Annotated in this window: 1 protein-coding gene; it reads left to right on the forward strand. The window is 34.8% G+C overall.

All coding sequences use genetic code 11. The annotated features are described in order from the left end of the window. Positions 1-317 (forward strand): hypothetical protein (locus tag H8718_RS20375; protein WP_249334880.1); only part of this gene is annotated, 317 nt, incomplete at its 5' end. Positions 318-667 lie beyond the last annotated feature (350 nt).

Consider the following 667-nt stretch of genomic DNA (forward strand, 5'->3'; position numbering starts at 1 on the left):
AGGCTAGAACTTATATGAGTAGTGAGGAGATTAAATTTAATAATATGCGCAACAAAACTTATATGGTTAAATCAGATGAACAGCTACTTATTGAAGAATATCTTCCTCTAAATCAGCCTGAAGAACAATGGGGCTATATTACAAGTACAGCTATTTGTGATTATATATTTGAAGTGCATCAGAAATCTATTAAGCCACGTGCTGTGGGAAGAGCTTTAACAGCATTAGGGTATGAACAAGTAAATACGACCAAGGATGGAGTGAAGGGTCGGTATTACAAATTCCCATTTTTGAAGGGATATAGCCTACCTTTTTAGGAACGTCATTGGAACAAAAAACTACATCATAATGTTCCGTCTGAACCCTTTGATTACTGGGGGCTGACGAGGTGTTGGAACGAAGAACATTAAAAATAAGAAAGAATAGAAAAAATATATATAATAAGGGGCTAGGCCTGATTAAGAGAACCTTTAGGTTTTTTGTAACTTTCAACGTTCTTTGTTCTGCCTTAGAGCCTCAAAGGATTGGGGGATTATACTAATGTTCCGCTAAACGTTCCGAGAAATAAAAGTGAAAGAATGACTTAATAGAAGTGTAGTAGTGTGGTAGAAAAATAAAAACTAATCTAAGAGAAGATTTAAACTAAAATGGAGGACTAAATGCTAAA

Origin of the sequence: Zhenhengia yiwuensis, from assembly GCF_014384995.1 — a bacterium.
In the GTDB taxonomy this organism is placed as follows: domain Bacteria; phylum Bacillota; class Clostridia; order Lachnospirales; family Cellulosilyticaceae; genus Zhenhengia; species Zhenhengia yiwuensis.